This is a genomic window from Dyadobacter flavalbus (genome assembly GCF_006149045.1).
Taxonomy (GTDB): Bacteria; Bacteroidota; Bacteroidia; order Cytophagales; family Spirosomataceae; genus Dyadobacter; species Dyadobacter flavalbus.
The window spans coordinates 568,945-585,988 of the sequence record NZ_VBSN01000049.1; the positions used below are offsets into that span (position 1 = coordinate 568,945).

The 17,044-nt window shown below is 43.7% G+C and carries 17 protein-coding genes; 11 read left to right on the forward strand and 6 right to left on the reverse strand.

Going from position 1 to position 17,044, the window contains the following annotated elements; translation table 11 throughout:
- Positions 1-29 precede the first annotated feature (29 nt).
- The 5 genes from FEM33_RS18095 to FEM33_RS18115 all read left to right on the forward strand — a co-directional run bounded on the left by FEM33_RS18095 (position 30) and on the right by FEM33_RS18115 (position 3,627).
- Positions 30-260 (forward strand): hypothetical protein, encoded by a 231-nt coding sequence (locus FEM33_RS18095; RefSeq protein WP_139013384.1) that lies wholly within the window; start codon positions 30-32, stop codon positions 258-260.
- 131 nt (positions 261-391) lie between these two features.
- The gene (gene recN, locus FEM33_RS18100; protein ID WP_139013385.1) at positions 392-2,047 is read left to right on the forward strand and encodes a DNA repair protein RecN; all 1,656 of its coding nucleotides are present in this window, start codon (positions 392-394) and stop codon (positions 2,045-2,047) included.
- Between the two features lie 44 nt (positions 2,048-2,091).
- Positions 2,092-2,529 (forward strand): viral A-type inclusion protein, encoded by a 438-nt coding sequence (locus FEM33_RS18105; protein WP_139013386.1) that lies wholly within the window; start codon positions 2,092-2,094, stop codon positions 2,527-2,529.
- Positions 2,530-2,532: 3 nt separating this feature from the next.
- Positions 2,533-3,198 (forward strand): SCO family protein, encoded by a 666-nt coding sequence (locus FEM33_RS18110; protein ID WP_139013387.1) that lies wholly within the window; start codon positions 2,533-2,535, stop codon positions 3,196-3,198.
- A 15-nt stretch (positions 3,199-3,213) separates the two neighbouring features.
- On the forward strand, positions 3,214-3,627 hold the full coding sequence (locus FEM33_RS18115; RefSeq protein ID WP_201747791.1) for a c-type cytochrome: 414 nt from the start codon (positions 3,214-3,216) through the stop codon (positions 3,625-3,627).
- On the opposite strand, the gene lptC is transcribed toward FEM33_RS18115, so the two are convergent.
- Genes lptC through FEM33_RS18130 form a run of 3 tightly spaced genes read right to left on the reverse strand, consistent with a single transcriptional unit; the run spans position 3,624 to position 6,223 of the window.
- Positions 3,624-4,202 (reverse strand): LPS export ABC transporter periplasmic protein LptC, encoded by a 579-nt coding sequence (lptC, locus tag FEM33_RS18120; RefSeq protein ID WP_229214302.1) that lies wholly within the window; start codon positions 4,200-4,202, stop codon positions 3,624-3,626. The genes FEM33_RS18115 and lptC overlap by 4 nt on opposite strands.
- Positions 4,203-4,212: 10 nt before the next feature.
- Positions 4,213-5,520 carry a BamG family beta-barrel-assembly machinery protein gene (bamG, locus tag FEM33_RS18125; RefSeq protein WP_229214303.1) on the reverse strand — a complete coding sequence of 436 codons (1,308 nt, stop codon included), beginning with the start codon at positions 5,518-5,520 and terminating at the stop codon, positions 4,213-4,215.
- Positions 5,504-6,223, reverse strand: coding sequence for a type III pantothenate kinase (locus FEM33_RS18130; RefSeq protein ID WP_139013388.1), 720 nt, complete (start codon positions 6,221-6,223; stop codon positions 5,504-5,506). The genes bamG and FEM33_RS18130 overlap by 17 nt, the downstream gene beginning before the upstream one ends.
- A 496-nt stretch (positions 6,224-6,719) precedes the next feature.
- Between FEM33_RS18130 and rho the strand changes: the two genes are divergently transcribed.
- The 4 genes from rho to FEM33_RS18145 all read left to right on the forward strand — a co-directional run bounded on the left by rho (position 6,720) and on the right by FEM33_RS18145 (position 9,909).
- Positions 6,720-8,534 (forward strand): transcription termination factor Rho, encoded by a 1,815-nt coding sequence (rho, locus tag FEM33_RS18135; RefSeq protein WP_139013389.1) that lies wholly within the window; start codon positions 6,720-6,722, stop codon positions 8,532-8,534.
- A 132-nt stretch (positions 8,535-8,666) separates the two neighbouring features.
- Positions 8,667-9,185 (forward strand): OmpA family protein, encoded by a 519-nt coding sequence (locus FEM33_RS18140; RefSeq protein ID WP_139013390.1) that lies wholly within the window; start codon positions 8,667-8,669, stop codon positions 9,183-9,185.
- Positions 9,186-9,207: 22 nt separating this feature from the next.
- Complete coding sequence (locus FEM33_RS26445) at positions 9,208-9,381, forward strand: hypothetical protein (RefSeq protein ID WP_161597183.1); 174 nt, start codon at positions 9,208-9,210, stop codon at positions 9,379-9,381.
- An 18-nt stretch (positions 9,382-9,399) separates the two neighbouring features.
- A complete protein-coding gene (locus FEM33_RS18145; protein WP_139013391.1) occupies positions 9,400-9,909 on the forward strand; it encodes a helix-hairpin-helix domain-containing protein in 510 nt (169 codons plus the stop codon).
- Between the two features lie 59 nt (positions 9,910-9,968).
- Here FEM33_RS18145 and htpG read toward each other — a convergent pair whose 3' ends face one another.
- Entirely contained in the window at positions 9,969-11,807 is a 1,839-nt protein-coding gene (gene htpG, locus FEM33_RS18150; RefSeq protein WP_139013392.1) for a molecular chaperone HtpG, read from the reverse strand.
- A gap of 237 nt (positions 11,808-12,044) precedes the next feature.
- On the opposite strand from htpG, the gene FEM33_RS18155 reads away from it, so the two are divergent.
- Entirely contained in the window at positions 12,045-12,596 is a 552-nt protein-coding gene (locus FEM33_RS18155; RefSeq protein WP_139013393.1) for a hypothetical protein, read from the forward strand.
- Positions 12,597-12,670: 74 nt separating this feature from the next.
- Here FEM33_RS18155 and FEM33_RS18160 read toward each other — a convergent pair whose 3' ends face one another.
- The gene (locus tag FEM33_RS18160; RefSeq protein WP_139013394.1) at positions 12,671-15,178 is read right to left on the reverse strand and encodes a TonB-dependent receptor; all 2,508 of its coding nucleotides are present in this window, start codon (positions 15,176-15,178) and stop codon (positions 12,671-12,673) included.
- A 271-nt stretch (positions 15,179-15,449) separates the two neighbouring features.
- Here FEM33_RS18160 and FEM33_RS18165 point away from each other — a divergent pair, with 271 nt between their 5' ends.
- Positions 15,450-16,172: a DUF6962 family protein gene (locus tag FEM33_RS18165; RefSeq protein WP_139013395.1), complete on the forward strand. Its 723-nt coding sequence runs from the start codon at positions 15,450-15,452 to the stop codon at positions 16,170-16,172.
- Positions 16,173-16,249: 77 nt separating this feature from the next.
- Here FEM33_RS18165 and FEM33_RS18170 read toward each other — a convergent pair whose 3' ends face one another.
- Complete coding sequence (locus FEM33_RS18170; RefSeq protein ID WP_139013396.1) at positions 16,250-16,885, reverse strand: peroxiredoxin; 636 nt, start codon at positions 16,883-16,885, stop codon at positions 16,250-16,252.
- Positions 16,886-17,044 lie beyond the last annotated feature (159 nt).

Here is a 17,044-nt window from a genome sequence, read left to right on the forward strand (position 1 = left end):
CCGGTAACAAGCATTTTCCAGATCATTTTATGAGTAAAAGATTGACGCGCGTCCGTGCGGGTAAAATTCATCCTTTATCCGAAAAACTGCTTGGCTGCGACATTCATGCCGTCCTGCAAAATGGAAATACACATTTCGGGAAACTGGAATCCCTGACTGAAAATCACCTGTTGATCCGTGATCCGCGCAATCATCTGCACAATCTGGCTGTAACCGATCTGTATGAAATTGTTTATGATGCCGTGCAGCTTAAACAATAAAATTACTTTTACGAACAGGATTGATTTTCTATTTGTTGATATCGTAACTATATTCGTATCGGAGACATTATTATGACTTTCCTTCTTGAAGGCATGATTGCTCGATCTCCGGTAATCTGCCTGAAATAGTCATGCTTTCTAATTTACTGATAAAAAATTACGCATTGATCAAGCAACTGGAGATGTCACCTGATCCGGGGCTTAATATCATAACCGGTGAAACCGGTGCTGGAAAATCCATTATGCTTGGTGCCATCGGCTTGCTTCTGGGCAATCGTGCCGATGTAAAATCACTTTATGATGCCAGTCAAAAATGCATTATAGAAGGAAGTTTCAACCTTTCCGGCTATGATCTGGCACCCAATTTCGAGGATGAAAATCTGGACTTTTCGGATGAATGTATTATCCGAAGGGAAATTTCGGTTGCCGGAAAATCACGTGCTTTCATTAACGACACGCCTGTTAATCTGGATGCGCTGCGGCGGATTGGTGGCCAGCTCCTGGATATTCATTCGCAGCATGATTCCGTTATGCTCGGAAACAATGAATTTCAGCTGAAAGTGGTCGATTCCTATGCGGATAATTCAGGTTTGCTGAAAACTTATACGACGCATTATCAGGCTTACCGCGAGGCTGTAAAATCTTTCGAAGACCTTCGGAAAAGAGCACTTCAGCTTCGCAAGGAATTTGATTATGACCAGTTTTTGTTTCAGGAATTAAGCAATGCAAATCTCGAGGCGGATGAACAGGACAGACTGGAACAGGAACTGACAATTCTCGAAAACGCCGTTGAAATCCGGGAAAAGCTTCAACTTGCGCATGCCTATTTTGATAATCCTGAAAATTCAATTCTGGAATTGCTGAAAAGTGCAATCGGTGTACTCGGGCAAGCTGCAAAACTGGTTCCGGCATACGATTCGCTCAGACAAAGAGCGCAAAGTTCATTGATCGAACTGCGTGATCTTGCCGATGAAATTGATCAGGTCAACAGTTCCGTGGAAGTGGACCGCAGCCGGAGCGAAATTGTACAGGAACGGCTGGATTTGATTTATTCCTTATCCAAAAAGCATCAGGCATCTTCGGTAAGCCAGTTGCTGCAAATACAGGAAGAGCTGCAAAACAAGCTGAGCCTGGTGATGAACCTCGACGACGAATTGATAAAAGCGGAAAAAGCGGCTTTGCAGACGAAAGAAAAAATGCTGAAAAGTGCAGGCACGCTTTCCGCCAAACGGCATAAAGTAACGGCGGCAATTGAATCGCTGATTCTGAACCGGCTTGCGGAACTTGGAATCCCCAATGCTACTTTGTCCATTCAGATTTCTGAAATACCGCCGTCCGTCAACGGCATAGATTCTGTTGTTTTTATGTTTTCCGGCAACAAGGGAATTGTCCCGCAGGAGCTTAAAAACGTCGCTTCCGGCGGGGAATTCAGCCGGCTGATGATGGTGATCAAATACATTCTGGCGGACAAGCGGAAACTTCCTACGATTATTTTTGACGAAATTGATACGGGCGTTTCCGGGGAAACGGCAAAAAAAATGGGAAAAATGATGCTGAAAATGTCCCATAATCACCAGATTATTGCCATCACGCATTTGCATCAGATTGCGAGCAGCGGAAATGCGCATTACTTCGTTTATAAAGATCATTCTTCTGACAAAACGGTAAGCAAGATCAAAAAGCTTTCGGTTGACGAGCGCGTTCAGGAAATAGCACAAATGATCGGCGGACATAATCCTTCGGAAGCCGTTCTGATCAATGCAAGGGAAATGATTTCAAAGGAATAAAATTTTCAATATAACCCTCAGTTTAACAGAATAAACCTCATAAAATGAAAAAGTATTTACTGGCTGCTGCTGCTTTGTTTCTTGTTTACGGATGTAACAGCGATGCAGAGAAAGATAAAATTACAGGCCTTGAAACTGAAGTACTGACTTTGCACGATGAAGTAATGCCTAAAATGGATGAGATTATGACTTTAAAGTCACAGCTTTCCAGAAAAATCCAGCATATGGACAGTCTTCAGAACGAAGGAATCAGCAGCATTACCTTTGCCGAAGAGAGAATAAAAGCCGTTGACCTGAACCAGAAACTGAACGAATCGGATAAACTGATGATGAAGTGGATGCATGAATACCGCGGAGATTCTGCAAAGAAGCTCAAATCAGATCAGGCATTGGCCTACTTTGAAAAAGAGAAGGAAAAGATACTGAACGTAAAACAAACAACATTAAAATCAATACAGGAAGCTGAAACATTCCTGAAGTAAGTTATGGCATACAACTCAAGGTTCAATTTGATATACCTATTTATTCTGACCGTTTTTGTGGCAGGATTCTCAGCATGCTCCGATAGTGAAAGGAAACTTCCGATTTACGGAGAAAGAGATACCGTTACCAAAACGGTTGACGGAAAAGAAGTTGTCGATACAATTTACAATACGATTCCGCCCTTTTCTTTTGTAAATCAGGAAGGCGATACCGTTTCGGAAAAACTGGTGGAAGGAAAAATTTATGTAACGGACTTTTTCTTCACAACCTGCCCGACGATTTGCCCGGTAATGAAACGTCAGATGATCAAGGTTTTCAATGACATAAAAGGAAAACCGGATGTTATGATCCTCTCCCACTCTATTGATCCGGAACATGATACGCCGCAAGTGCTCAAAAAATATGCGCAGGATCTCGGCGTTGAAGGTTCGCAATGGCAGTTTCTGACCGGCCAGAAAGAGAAAATCTATGAAATTGGCCAGAAAAGTTATCTTTCAACGGCCAAGGAAGACAAATCTGCCGAAGGCGGTTATATTCACAGCGGCGCATTTATTCTTGTTGACAAGGAAAAGCATGTAAGAGGCATGTATGACGGAACAACGGAAGAAGGCACACAAAAGCTGATTGCCGATATCAAAACATTGCAGGAAGAATACAACACCAAGTAAATGTTCCGATTTGCAATGATAAAACAAGCTGCTGCCTTCATGGCTCTGTGCGTACTGGCCTCCTGCCAGAATGCCGAGGAATTAAAAAGCGAGCAATACTTTGTCGAAGGTTATCATTTGTACACGGCCAATTGTTCCAATTGTCATCAGCCAGACGGTAAAGGAATGTCCAATCTTTACCCGCCGCTTGCAGGCTCCAAAAAACTGGCTGACCGATCAGGTATTGCCTGTATTATCAGAAACGGAATGAAAGGAACCATTCTGGTTAACGGAAAAGAATTCAACCGTCCAATGCCTGCGAATGCAAAGCTGACTGAAATCGAGATTGCAGAGATTGTAAGCTATGTAAGTATGAAATGGGGAAAAGACAGCCTGTATACGCCGATTACTTACGTGCAGAATGCGTTGCAGAACTGCAAGCCGGATTAAGGTCCTGTAAACTTGTAAATACCCGTTGCCTTCCTGAATTTTATCCGCGTAAAATCCTGTTCGGCGTCCATCCCGATTGCATTGGTTATTTCCGAAGTTCTGGTATTTTTAACGGCAAGCGGCTTGTCTGTAAAAACCTTTCTGGTTCTCGGACTCCAGTTTAATTCCGTTGTAGTCAGCGTTTCCTGCGTTTCGGATTTCACAACGCGGACATTTCCTTTCACAATGTAAACGTCCGCATTCTGGTCGTATCTTCCCGAATCGGAACGGAGGCGCGTTACAACAGTTCCCAGAGAATCATAAAAACTGATATTGATGGTATCCGGAAAAATTTTGGTTTCATTCTGATATCGAAACGACTTCGGCGTCTTCATCAGTACTTTGAGCCTTCCCTGCTCGCTGTACTTTACTTCCACATTATTGACAATTTCCAGCGGACCCGTATAAAGCGCACCGATTTTGTTCTTCTTACTTTCACAGGCAGTTACAAGCAGGAAGCTGCACAGCAATACACAAAAAGGAGATAAAAATTTATCTCCTTTTTTCCAGATTTTATATTTAAGTCTGCTGAACATAAACTCCGGCTTAATCGATTTTTTGTTTTACAAACCATCTTTCAAGCAAAGTAATGCCAAGCACGGCTCTTCCGTATCTTTCGCGGATCATGCCGTTGCCTGTATTTCCTCTTTGTCCTGCCACAAGGGCAATGGAAAGAAAATTCTGATAACCGCGTCCCATTGGGAAAGTGAAGCCGAGACTTACATTGGTGTCATTTACATCCCGGTTATTGATGGAATAAGGCGTTTTGCCATGACTGAAACCGATGCGGTACCTTACCAGATCAAAATAGTTCAATGAAGTAAAACGCGGTAAGTATTCGAGGCCAACATTAACACGGCCTACATCTTTAAGACCATCATTGGTTCCGGCAATGCTTCTGTATTTGGACCACGACTGACGATTGTAATCCGCAGAAATCACAAGCTTGAACGGCCATTCAAGGCTTGCACCAACCTGATACTGTTCCGGGGTTTTCAGTCCGCCGCCGGCATTATTGATCAATGTGTCGGGATCTACGATATTAAATGTATTTTGTGTAACATCAAACGAAGTTGTCTGACTTGCATTGATGCTTGTACTTAAACTGTAAGCACCGCCCAGATTCAGGTTCAGCTTATTGTTCTTTTTAATCGGAATCCGCAGAGCCGCGCCGCCGCGAAAAGAAATATCCGAATAAGTGGTACGCTCATTCAAACTTACGAGATAATCATTCTCCAGATTAACTTGTGTCCCTTGTGGCAAAACCACTTCAGAAGCTTTGCGCACGTTTCCGAAAAAGTATGAACTCTCCAGACCGATGCTCAGGTATTTGCCAATCTGAAATGAATTGGTAAGAGAAGCTTTGTTGATGCCGCCCTTTCCGGTAGTACTGTAATGTGCAGTAGCCGGCGTCCCGGGTACGGCGCGCGTAGAAGTGTTCTCGTAATCTACAAAAGTGTAAGGCTTAAGGCTTACACCCAGTGCCCATCTGGGACTTACCGGGAAAGACAAAGATACATAACCCAGATTGCCGCCCGAGTTACGCTGGTTTTTACTTCCCGAAACAATGTCCTTGTACTGACCGATCAAGCCGATATCCAGCGTTGTAAACCGGTTTCGTACCCATAAGGCAGGATTCAGGTTATTGACCTGAAAACCCGAACTGGTACTTACGCCGGACTGGCCCATTCCTGTATTATCAGAATATGACTCACCATAAAATTCACCCATACCCAGAGAAGAGTAAGGAGAATTGCCCAAACCTTGCGCTTGGAGCGCCGAAGTCAGGAAAGTACAGCTGCAGGTGAGTGTAATTGCAAATGTGAGTATTCTGAATCTACTGTAAAGAGACATTATATGTTAAAATTCTGTTCAATCCTATTAAAACCAATTCCGGTACAAAGATGGCTTGTTTCATGCTACTTTCAAAAAAAGCAGCATCCCCGCCACATAGTACTACGCGTAAAGATGGTGATTTGTGCCGGTACCTTTCAATTATTCCGTTCATTTCTGCTAAAATGCCGTTCATTACGCCGCTTTGAAGCGCTGCCGCAGTACTTTTCCCGATCAGTTCCGGATTTTCCTCGGGCTGCACAAGCGGAAGCCTTTTAGTAAACGTATGCATGGCATTAAATCGCATCTTTACACCGGGAGAAATCAGTCCGCCCTGAAAAGTTGCGGTACTGTCAATCAGGTCATAAGTAATGCAGGTTCCCATATCCACAACAACGACATCTTCATTCGGGTAAAGAAAATTGGCACCTGCCGAAGCAGCAATCCGGTCTGCTCCCAGTGTATGCGGCGTATCGTAATTTTTTATGATCGGCAAAGGCGTTTCGGCCGAAAGATCATAAACCCGCACCAGCAGCCCGAGTGCTTCTCTGAATTCCTCCACCGGACGGTTTACGGACGAATAAAAAATATTATCCGGAACATTGGAGCGCACGGTCCGGACCAGTTCTTCAAAACTTAGGCCTTTCGTATAGCGTATCAGTTTTTCTTCCTGAAACCAGCCGATCTTTGAATACGTATTACCTGAATCAATTACAACATTCATATTGCATGCAAAAATCATACATTCTGTCAATAAATACTAATTGCCTGATGCAGACACTTTTTGGCTCATTTTCTATTATAATGCGCGGATAACGGCTTTTTTTCTTCAATTTAGAGGCAAAATCCCTAGCCTGAATTTTTTTAGCCTGAAAATTTGCAATTACACTTTTATTTAGTTACCTTCGTCACACTGAGTCCAGTATCGACTTGTAAATCCAAATTCCATCTCGCGGTAATCTTCAACGTTATCGAGGTTTTAAAAATCTTGCCGATTTATTGTCTTTACTTCCTGTATTATTTTGCAAACTTTTCATAGTTGATCCAACAAAGTTTTTCATTTTGTAAAGCCTTATACCCTAGCTTTCACAAAAAAATTCTTATTCTGATATCAATGACCAACACGTGACCCTCGAGACAGACTTCTCGCATTTGTCTAACCAAATACACAAACTTATTATCCATTTGGTAAAGCCCTTGCTTTACTTTCCATTTTATGTATGCCTACAATTGATGATTTAAACATTAAGCTTCTATCAGAGCTTAGAGAAATAGCAGGTAACTTGGGAATACCTGATCACACGAAACTTCCTAAAAAAGAGATAATCAACAGAATTCTGACGCAACAGGACGCCGCTCAGGCTGCCGGCACAATGCCTTCGGAACAGGCTGTACGCAATTCCGGTGACGGAGTTCAGGTTGATGGTGTTTCAGCGGCCGCTGTTGCCGATACTTCCGTGGAAGAACCCAAGAAAAAAAGAATCCGCCGGCCGTCCGATGTTGCCGAGCCTGCGGTGAAGCAAGGAAATAACCGTCCTGCACGTAATAAAAAAGATCAGGCTGCTGCGTCATCCGCACCGTTGTTTGATGCTCCTGCCAAGACAGAACTTCCGGCCAAAAATGACGAAAGGCCTCAAAATATAGATATTTCCGGAGAAAATGATTCGGATAGTGACACACTGAACGACTTAGGCAAAGCAGAAGCCGACAGCCAGCCGGAAAACGAGCAAACACCGGTTTCTGAAAATAATCAGGAAAAAACCGGTGAAAATGTTCAGGAAAGTTCGCCTGCTCCAAAAGCAGAAAGAGAATTCCGCCAGAACAATGAAAATACGGAACGTACGCCTCAGCAGCAAAATCACCGCGATGATCCTTCTTCAAAAATCAAGCGCAACTATAACAATTACGTTAGAGAGTTTGATGGTCTGATCGTCAATGAAGGTGTACTTGAAATCATGCAGGACGGCGGATACGGTTTCCTTCGCTCGGCGGATTACAATTATCTTGCAAGTCCGGATGATATATATGTGTCACCGTCACAAATAAAATTGTTTGGTCTTAAAACAGGCGATACTGTAAAGGGCCAGATCCGTCCGCCCAAGGAAGGTGAAAAATATTTCGCCCTGCTCCGGGTTGAAACCGTTAACGGCAAAACAACTGAAGAAATCAGGGACCGCATTCCTTTTGAATACCTTACCCCGCTTTTCCCGGATGAATGCCTTAAACTAAGCTCCCGTCCGGATCAGTATTCCACCAGGATTCTGGATCTTTTTGCACCGATCGGGAAAGGACAGCGTGGTATGATTGTGGCGCAGCCTAAAACCGGTAAAACGGTTTTGCTGAAAGAGATCGCCAATGCAATCACCCGTAATCACCCGGAGGTTTTTCTGCTTATACTTCTGATTGACGAACGTCCGGAAGAAGTTACTGACATGCAGCGCAGCGTGCGTGCCGAAGTAATTGCTTCCACATTTGACGAACAGGCTGACCGCCATGTGAAAGTGGCCAGTATCGTTCTGGAAAAAGCAAAAAGAATGGTTGAATGCGGTCATGATGTTGTGATTTTGCTGGATTCAATAACCCGTCTGGCGCGTGCGTACAATACGGTTGTTCCGTCTTCCGGTAAAATACTTTCCGGTGGTGTGGATGCCAATGCACTGCATAAGCCAAAACGTTTCTTCGGTGCTGCCAGAAACGTGGAACACGGCGGATCTTTAACCATCATTGCAACGGCCCTGATTGATACAGGTTCCAAAATGGACGAAGTTATCTTTGAAGAATTCAAAGGTACCGGTAACATGGAACTGCAGCTTGACCGCAAACTTTCAAACAAACGCGTATTCCCGGCCATTGATGTAATGGCATCCGGAACACGCCGCGAAGATCTGCTTCTGGATAAGGAAACGCTTAAGAAAGTCTGGATTCTCCGAAAACATATGTCGGATATGAATGCCATGGAATCCATGGATTTCCTGCTCGAACATATGAAAGGAACCCGGAACAATGAAGAGTTTCTGATTTCCATGAACCGATAAGTAAAGAAGCCCGGGTATATATCCGGGCTTTTTTGCTTTTTAGTATGTACTGTTGCAAGTTACAGGCAGGAAAGTTATTTTTAGAAAAGCAATAACAACTTTCAGGGTACATAAAATTTACTCTCAGGGAAAATGTTTAAAAGCAGGGCGTTCTGGTGGATACTTCTGGTTGCCTGGATGACTGGGGCAACTTACTGGCATGTCTGCAAAATAAAACAGCTTTGCGGCGTTACGCCTTATTACCGTTCCACAACTGTGGATGAATCCTCGCTCAACATCACGGACGGAAACAAACTGAACCTGGAATCTACCGGCAATATTACCTTTGCAAAATCACAGGCAGCCGCCAATTATGATGCCGCCAAACCGGAACTTGATTCCCTGGTCAGATACCTGAAAGCAAATCCGGCGAAATACGTGATGATAAAAGGTGCTTATCTGCCGGACGAAAAGAACTATACAACTTTTTCCAACCTCGGGCTGGCCCGCGCCTCCAACATTAAAAAATACCTGATCATTCAGGGTTTGCCCGATTCCATATTCACGATTTCAAGTCAGGTACGATCGAATAACGGAAACAGGAAAGATGCCATAGTCGGAGGAATCGAATTTCAGTTTTCCAGCCGCCGCTTACCCTCGCTCGTTCAATAATCCATTTTAAATTTCTGAGACCATGTTTGATCTTAATCCATACGGAAATTCCAGCGCTCCCTGGCAACATATCATGATGATCGCCGTTACGGCTTGCCTAGGTTTTCTTGCTGCCTATATGCCCGGCAAAAAGAAAGTGAGTGAAATGGAACATAAACTCAAACGCATCAGCAGCGAACTGGAAAGCTATCAATAAACAGCAATATCTTTTACAATGGAACTAAATCCCCAGAGCTTGTCAGGAGCAATTGCAGAAATACTGATCTTGCTATTCATTGCAGCAAGTACCGGATGGCTGTGCGCCAGAGCGATTATCAACAAACAGCTTTACAAGATCAATCTGGAAATCACGCAGAAAAAAGCGGATCTTGCCCATTACAAAATCACGCATCATGAACACACGTTTGAACCGACCGTAGCCAAAGTTTCCAAAACTGTTTATCCCGATCATATCAAAACAATTGCTGAACCCGATAATTTTCTGCTCATTGAAGGCATCGGACCAAAAACAGTAGAACTGCTGAACAAGGAAGGAATACTCACTTTTGAACAGCTGGCAGGAACTTCGGCCATTATGCTTTCCGGAATCCTGAAAAAGGCCGGCCCCAGGTTTCAGATTCAGGACCCGACGTACTGGCCGCAGCAGGCAAGTTTTGCAAAAGACGGGCAATGGGAAGAGCTGAAAGAGTATCAAACCTATCTGACAGCAGGAAAAAGCAACTAATTAGAACCAAAAAGGCCCGCACGCAAATGCAGGCCTTTTTTGCTAATATCAATTAGAACTTACAAACTTGTAACGGTTCTCTGGATAAACTTGGTCAGATCATTTCCTGTCAGCAATCCTTGTGAAAGCAATGCAAGATCGTAAACCTGTTTTGCAAGTGATTTCTGATCTTCTTCACCTTCCGTTTGAAGAATACGGCTGATCACCGGATGATTGGAGTTCAGGGAAACAGTATACATCAGCGGCATGTCACCAAACATAGAACGCTGTCCGGAACTTGCCTGCATGTCCGTCATACGGCGCATGAATTCAGGAAATGTAATGACAACCGGCAGCTCGTCAACCGGCATGGCTTCCACCTGAACGTGTGCACTTTTGCTTCCGGCCACTTCTTCAAACACTTTCTTCACTTTTTCCTGATCGTCACTCGAAAGGATGCTTTCCAGCTTGACATCTTTTTCAACCAGTTTGTCGAGCGTATCGGCATCCACACGTTTGATGCTGATTTTTTCAAGTTTCTGTTCCAGTGCGTTGATAAAGTGCGAATCAATGACGCTGTTTAGTGTCAGTACGTCATAACTTCTTTTCTTTGCCGACTGGATAAATGCATCCTGCTTGTTTTCGTCCGTGGTGTAAAGGAAAATCTGCGTGTCATTTTTGTCGGTCTGATTTTCCTTGATGTGTTCGCGGTATTCTTCAAAAGTGAAGTATTTGCCGTCTGTATTTTTCAGCAAACAGAAATCTTTGGCTTTTTCGTAGAATTTGTCATCGCTAATGATTCCGTATTTGACAAACAGGCCGATGTCATCGAATTTTTTCTCAAAACCTTCACGGTCATTCTTGAAAATTTCGGATAACTTGTCAGCCACCTTACGCGTAATGTAACCGTTTATTTTTTTCACATTTCCGTCGGCCTGCAGGTAACTTCTGGAAACGTTCAGAGGAATATCCGGCGAATCGATCACACCGTGCAACAACTGAAGAAAATCGGGAACAATGTCTTTAACTTCGTCCGTAATGAAAACCTGACGGCTGTAAAGCTGGATTTTTTCACGCTGTCCCTGAAAGTCGTTTTTCAGTTTCGGGAAGTACAGAACGCCGGTCAGATTAAACGGATAATCCACATTCAGGTGAATCCAGAAAAGCGGATCTTCGCTGAACGGATAAAGTTCTTTATAGAAAGCCAGATAATCTTCATCGCTCAGATCGGAAGGGTTTTTGGTCCAGATCGGGCTCGGATTGTTGATTATCTTATCTTCAAATTCAATTTCAACAGGCAGGAATTTGCCGTATTTTTCAAGAATGCCGCGCAGACGGTGTTCATCAAGGAATTCTTCGGAATCCGCAGCAATGTGTAGGATTATATCAGAACCGCGTTCCGTTTTGTCGGCTGCCGACAGTTCAAATTCGGTAGAACCGTCGCATTGCCAGCGAACGGCTTCGCTGCCTTCTTTATAGGATTTGGTTACGATTTCAACATTTTCCGCAACCATATAGGCCGAATAGAAACCTAGACCAAAATGGCCGATAATGCCTTTATCTCCTTTTCCGTCTTCGCCTTTGTCCTTGTATTTTTCAACAAACTCGGTCGCACCGGAAAAAGCAATCTGATTAATATATTTCTTGATCTCGTCCGCCGTCATACCGATCCCATTGTCGCTGATGGTGATCGTTTTGGCTTCTTTGTCAAGTTTTACAACAACTTTAAGATCGCCCAGTTCGCCGTTGAATTCGCCATACGAAGCCAGTTTTTTGATTTTCTGCGTAGCATCAACAGCGTTGGAAACCAATTCTCTTAAAAAAATTTCGTGGTCCGAATAAAGGAATTTTTTAATTATCGGAAATATGTTCTCGGTATGAATGCTTAAGTTCCCTTTTTCCTGAATCACTGATTCCATAGTTATTCTGTTTTGGTTTTATATTTTAGAATTGCTTTCTGTGTTGCAATACTGCGTAAAAATATGCGTTCCAATTACAATCATATTTCCGGTAAGCTGACACATTGTCAGGAATGCATCATTATGAAGAACGACAGGCAACAGACTGGTAACTGACTTGCTTTTTTCTTAATATTGCGGCGAGGAAACTGCTCAATCAAATTTTCAAACAAGTTCTTAAGAACACGAATTACAAGTATGAACCTGATTAAAAAACTTATTGCCGGCGTGCTGTTGTTCAGCGGGATATCTGCATGTACTACAATGAATTCCGTTCCTTTGTCCAATTACACTGTCTTTACAGAAGATTTGCGGAGAGACCTGGAAGCCGCCAATATTCCAATCAGTAAGGTTCAGTTTTTCAATGACAAAGCCATCAATATCCGCCGGGAAGTTTCCGACCCGAACGATATCAAGGTCAATCCGGAAGGCCAGATTACCATGAGCAACGGCAAAAGCATCCAGACGATCAATGTGCTTCCGTTTACGCCCGGCGTTGCACTGAGTTCGGATAACGGCGTTATAAACGTTTCCTGGGACGATACGCAACAGGATACCAAAGGAATGAAGTTCAACCTGAGTGGCCAGCACTATTTTCTGGACATTCTGCCAAACAATAAATTTGAATACAAAGAGCGTACATTCGATTTGCAGGGCGGAAGCGGAACGCGTCTCTTCGTAAAAAAAGACCTTTTGAAGCAGGTTAAAAATGAAAGGGAAACGCTGAAAGGAAGAAAAGTAAATCAGTAATTTATATAAAAGATAACGAAAAAAGTCCGGAACGTACGCTCCGGACTTTTTTCGTTAACAGAAGTGAAATAAAGTTATTTCTGCGCATCGCCGCCGCCAACAACATCCGTATTGTCTACCGATTTTGTCTTTTTCTTAGGCGCATTGAAGTTCATTTTTCCGATGGAATAATTGAAAGTGATTTTGAAGTTCCGGTTGTAAAGCTGCGTCTGTCCGGTTTGTATAAACTGTGCCGAATTCAGGTCAGAAGTGAAACGCACGCCTTTGGTAGCAAAGTTTTCAGCAGCAAATCCGATGCTTCCTTTTTTGTTTGCGAAATCCTTCTTGAAGCCCAGCGAATACATGTAAAAACCTGTACGCGTTCCCTGTAACTGGATTTCCTTGCCTCGGTAAAAGCCGAACGCCTGCAAACCCCAACCCTGCGGCAGTGAAAGTTGCGACATCAGCCTTCCGCCATAATTGAAACCTGAATTGCTGATGAGTTCTGAAGTGCCGGATTCCGTGACAGCCTGTCCTTCCAGGTACGAATGCAGGACGTCAACGCTTCCGTTCAGAGTCCATTTGGGAGTCAGATATACGTTTGCAAAAACGTTCATACCGTATGCCTGCTGCTTTCCGATATTCTCAAAAGTGGTTACAATGGCGCCTTGCAGCGTATCCACGGCCATTCTGACCTGCGTAATGGAGTTGTTGGTCTGCCGCATGAAAACGGACGCATTTACATATGTTTTCTTGATATTCGTACTCATTGCAAGTTCAAAATTATCCGTCAGTTCCGGGCTCAGAGCCGGATTTCCCGTACTGATACTTTGCGGATTGGAAAGGTTCACGTTCGGGTTCAGCTGCTGGATTCCCGGCCGCTGGATTCTGCGGTTATAAGCGGCTTTCAGCGTTGTACTTTCCGAAATGCTTTTGGATACGTTGATACTCGGAACGATGTTTCCGTAATTCGGAATGGCTACACTGCCTTTTTCACCCAGATCAGCCGCTATTCCTGTAAATTCATACCTTGTTCCCACCTTGAAAGTATACTTGTTTTTGGTCGAAAGCGAGTAGGAAACATAGCCCGCCGCTACATTCTGGTTGTAATTCAAAACGCCCGACGGATTGTTTGTGCTTAGCGAAAAATCACCCGATTCCGTCGCAGTCAAGTATTTAAAGTTGCTGTTTACCGTACGGAAAATGCCTTTTACACCAAACTCCACAAGCTGATTTTTACCTACCGGCGTTTGATAATCTGTTTGTAAAGTAAATTCTGTATTGTAATTCTTGTTATCGTTTTTCAGTCTGCCGCTGATCGCGCCGGATTCGTTCAGCAAGTCTGTGTTGAAATTGTTGGTTAAATTCGTTCTGCTGTAAAGTGTTGAAATGCTCCACTCCTGCTGCGGTTTGAACGTCCGGATGTAATCCACGTTCATATCCACGGTTCCGGACAAATCCTTGCGGTCTACTTTCCGCTGCGAGTTTTGGTCCAGAATGCTGTTTTCAAACTGGCTGATGTAAAGATTCTGTTTTTGAATAAAGTTTCGGGTTCCGTAACGCAGCCCGGCGGACAATGCCTGATTTTTGCCCAGATCATAATCCCAGCCCAGCGTATACTGCCCGAACAACCCTCTGTCTTTGGCATCCGAAGTCTGCTTAGTCAGATATGCATTGCCGTTTGAAAAAGTAGTCTGATCCAGCAACGATTCTGCTTTATTGTAAAATGCACGCCCAAATCCGCCGAGTGTAAAACCCATTTTACCTTTGCGGTAACTGCCGTTCAGGCCGAGGTTGGTGCCGCGGTTGCCGACGCCGGAATCAATGTTCAGCGTAAGTCCCTGCAGATTGTTTTTCTTGGTTATAATGTTGATGATCCCGCCCGAGCCCTCTGCATCGTATTTGGCCGAAGGCGAAGTAATGACTTCAACCGATTTGATCATATCGGCCGGAATCTGCTTCAATGCATCCGCTACGTTGCTGGCAATGATGGTTGAAGGCTTGTTGTTGATGAGTACGCGGATGTTGGAACTCCCTCTCAATGACACATTTCCGTCCAGATCTACGGAAAGCATCGGGACTTTTCTCAACAAATCGGAAGCATCGCCGCCTTTGGAGGTAATGTCTTTTTCAGCATTGAAAACCAGCCGGTCCACTTTTTCCTCGATCAGCGATTTCTCACCCGTAATCGTAACTTCTTTCAGGTTCTGGATGCTCGATGACAACTGAATGGAACCCAGTTCAATGTCTTTGCCTTTTTCAACTTTGATGTTGTCGATGGTTTTGTCCTTGAAACCGATAAAGGAAATAAGCAGCTTGTAATTGCCGGGAGCAACTTTCGTAATGGAGAATTTACCGGTTTCGTCAGCCGTGTTTCCGTCAATGGCCTTGTTGTCGGAAGCACTGAATAATGCAACACTTGCAAACTCAACGCCTTTGGCAGCAGCTGAATCCAGTACAATTCCCGAGATTCTGGAACTGCCTTTTACGGCCTGCTCACTTGTTTCCTGCGCGGGAGCCTGCGCCATTGTTTTGCCTGCACAAACTGTCAGCATGACTGTCAGCAAAACAATCCGGAATTTTGATAAAAACGTTCTTTTCATAATACAGACTGGAAGGAAAGAGGGCTTATTTGTTGTCTCCTGTTTAAATACAATTTTCATTACAAAGAAATAACAACTTTGAAACTTCAAATTTTATAATAGACAGAAAAGACGTTTTTGTCTGCGAAAAGGCATTTTCAGCATTTCGGTACCGGATCAGTCAACCGGACTTTGCGTAATTATTTGAATATTTGCAAACTGGTATAATTTTATTGCAGCTCCTTGCAGCCACCGATTTGTTCACTTCTTACTCAAAAAAACGCCTCAGTACATGAATGATGTTGCCATTGATTTCAGCAAGGTTCATCAGATCCAGGTTTTCGGAATTACCATTTTAGAACCTTCGACTGTTATCTCAAGCCTGATGATGACTGTCATTTGTATCTATGCGTTTGTTCAACTTGGCAAGCTGCAGCGTACGCACCGCATGTACAAACAGCTTCAGTACTTTTTTCTTTTTATGGGAATTGCTACGGCCATTGGCGGCGTTCTGGGACATGGCTTTTTGTATATGACCGGCATGCGGGGCAAAATCCCGGGCTGGTTTGCCAGTATGATCGCTGTCGCATTGATGGAACGCGCTGCTATCTGGCATGTAAAACCTCTGCTGCAACGAAGAGGCGGACTGATCCTCGGCTGGCTGAATTATGTGGAACTGGCCATTTTCTTTATACTGACTTTTGTTACGCTCAACTTTCTGATTGTCGAGATACATGCATTTTACGGACTGTTCCTGATGCTTTTTATGATTGAGATCTATGTTTACAAACGAAAGAAAGATCCGGGCAGCAAAGATGTATTCATCGCCACCTTTTTAGGGGCTGCATCCGCCGGCCTGCACGCGCTCAAATTCAGTTTCGGGCCGTGGTTCAACTATAATGACATCAGCCATATTACAATGGGCGCTTCCATCTGGTTCTATTATCAGGCAGCCAGGCATATGGTTTATTATGGTGAAGAGGTAACCAAGCCGGAAGAAGTAATTGAAAACTGATTTCCGTATAATATATAAACAAAAATGAGGGTGTCCGCTTGGACATCCTCATTTTTGTTTACCGCTTTTCAGCAGAATTATTTATTAGGCTGAGGCGTATAACGCAGATAAGGTTTAACGATATTCAGACCTTTCGTAAATTTCTTTTCAGCATCTTCGGTACTTACAGCAGGCACAACGATCACGTCGTCACCGTCATTCCAGTCGGCCGGCGTGGCAACGGAATAATTGGCAGTAAGCTGAAGAGAATCTATTACACGGAGAATTTCAGTGAAATTACGGCCTGTGGATGCCGGGTATGTCAGCGTAAGTTTGATCTTTTTATCCGGCCCGATGATAAATACCGAACGTACGGTGGCTCTTTCACTCGCATTCGGATGGATCATATCGTAAAGCTCGGCCACTTTACGGTTTTCATCCGCAATAATCGGGTAATTGACTTCTGTATTGTTAACTTCATTGATATCCGGAATCCACCGATTATGGGAATCAATGTCATCCACACTTACCGCAAGGACTTTTACATTACGTTTTTCGAACTCGCCTGTCAAAAGGGCTGTTTTTCCCAGTTCGGTGGTACATACCGGCGTAAAATCACCCGGATGTGAAAACAGCAATCCCCAGCTGTTACCCAACCATTCATGAAATTTAATAGGCCCTTGTGTGGTGTTTGCCTCAAAATCCGGTGCAATATCTCCTAGTCGAAGTGACATAATCTTAATATTTAAATGAAACAATTAATCTACTAACCTTGTAGGGTTTAACACAAAAATAATTAATAAGTTTCAATTTAGATACCAATTTATTTACCATTCCTGCATTCCGGGAAGTATTGGCACTTTTTACCTGCCCCGACCGGGAAAGTTACGTCT

Coding starts and splice junctions, on each gene's coding strand:
- bamG (WP_229214303.1), bottom strand. CDS start 5,520: ATGTCTCTTTACAGTAGATTCAGAATACTCACATTTGCAATTACACTC.
- FEM33_RS18130 (WP_139013388.1), bottom strand. CDS start 6,223: ATGAATGTTGTAATTGATTCAGGTAATACGTATTCAAAGATCGGCTGG.
- FEM33_RS18095 (WP_139013384.1), top strand. CDS start 30: ATGAGTAAAAGATTGACGCGCGTCCGTGCGGGTAAAATTCATCCTTTA.
- FEM33_RS18110 (WP_139013387.1), top strand. CDS start 2,533: ATGGCATACAACTCAAGGTTCAATTTGATATACCTATTTATTCTGACC.
- FEM33_RS18105 (WP_139013386.1), top strand. CDS start 2,092: ATGAAAAAGTATTTACTGGCTGCTGCTGCTTTGTTTCTTGTTTACGGA.
- FEM33_RS18155 (WP_139013393.1), top strand. CDS start 12,045: ATGAACCTGATTAAAAAACTTATTGCCGGCGTGCTGTTGTTCAGCGGG.
- lptC (WP_229214302.1), bottom strand. CDS start 4,202: ATGTTCAGCAGACTTAAATATAAAATCTGGAAAAAAGGAGATAAATTT.
- FEM33_RS18160 (WP_139013394.1), bottom strand. CDS start 15,178: ATGAAAAGAACGTTTTTATCAAAATTCCGGATTGTTTTGCTGACAGTC.
- recN (WP_139013385.1), top strand. CDS start 392: ATGCTTTCTAATTTACTGATAAAAAATTACGCATTGATCAAGCAACTG.
- FEM33_RS18140 (WP_139013390.1), top strand. CDS start 8,667: ATGTTTAAAAGCAGGGCGTTCTGGTGGATACTTCTGGTTGCCTGGATG.
- FEM33_RS18165 (WP_139013395.1), top strand. CDS start 15,450: ATGAATGATGTTGCCATTGATTTCAGCAAGGTTCATCAGATCCAGGTT.
- FEM33_RS26445 (WP_161597183.1), top strand. CDS start 9,208: ATGTTTGATCTTAATCCATACGGAAATTCCAGCGCTCCCTGGCAACAT.
- rho (WP_139013389.1), top strand. CDS start 6,720: ATGCCTACAATTGATGATTTAAACATTAAGCTTCTATCAGAGCTTAGA.
- htpG (WP_139013392.1), bottom strand. CDS start 11,807: ATGGAATCAGTGATTCAGGAAAAAGGGAACTTAAGCATTCATACCGAG.
- FEM33_RS18145 (WP_139013391.1), top strand. CDS start 9,400: ATGGAACTAAATCCCCAGAGCTTGTCAGGAGCAATTGCAGAAATACTG.
- FEM33_RS18115 (WP_201747791.1), top strand. CDS start 3,214: ATGATAAAACAAGCTGCTGCCTTCATGGCTCTGTGCGTACTGGCCTCC.
- FEM33_RS18170 (WP_139013396.1), bottom strand. CDS start 16,885: ATGTCACTTCGACTAGGAGATATTGCACCGGATTTTGAGGCAAACACC.